This window comes from Candidatus Hakubella thermalkaliphila, from assembly GCF_013281975.1.
Classification (GTDB): domain Bacteria; phylum Actinomycetota; class Humimicrobiia; order Hakubellales; family Hakubellaceae; genus Hakubella; species Hakubella thermalkaliphila.
Window position 1 is genome coordinate 1 of the sequence record NZ_BLRZ01000404.1, and the last position, 728, is coordinate 728.

Genomic DNA, 728 nt, shown 5'->3' on the forward strand with positions numbered 1-728 from the left:
ACTACATCTCCTTCTGTTCCCAGAACTTTTTTGAGTCTGGCGGTTATCTCTCTGAGAACCTCAGTATAAGCAGGGGCCCGATGATGGATCATATCCCTGGCCTGGGCCAGGAGCACATCTGTGGGCACTGATGTAGGACCTGGGGTCATAAGGTACTTTTTTTGCATTTGGCCTCCTTCCATGAATTCCTTTGTTGGCTCGGCTCCTCCACTTTCTTAACAGACAAGCTCTTCCGTCAGCTTCACCATGCCGTTGTTAACCTGACTCCTTTGTCTCAACTGCTTGTTAATACAAATTCTTCTCAGCCCAACTTTTTGCCAATGCAGCGCTTTGGTTAACTTAACTCCCCCTTTTCTCTGATCCAGCTCATCATGGAGCGGAGCTTCTTGCCCACTACTTCTATAGGGTGGTTGGCTTCTTTTTCCCTGATGGCATAATATACGGGACGGTTGGCCTGGTTCTCCAGGATCCAGGTGCGGGCAAACTCACCTGATTGGACCTCAGCCAGGATCTTCTTCATCTCCTTTCTGGTTTCCTTGGTAATAATCCTCTTGCCCACTACCAGGTCCCCAAACTCAGCCGTGTCACTGCCAGAGTATCTCATCCCGGTTATTCCATGCTCGTAGATCAGATCCACGATAAGCTTGAGTTCGTGGAGGCACTCCAAATCGGCTAACTCCGGCTGAGAACCTGCCTCCACCAGGGTGTCCAATCCAGCCCGGATCAGC

General features: G+C 50.4%; 1 pseudogene. It reads right to left on the reverse strand.

The window, feature by feature from the left end:
• Positions 1–334: 334 nt before the first annotated feature.
• A pseudogene (locus tag HW443_RS12435) lies at positions 335–728 on the reverse strand (ketol-acid reductoisomerase); the annotation flags it as partial.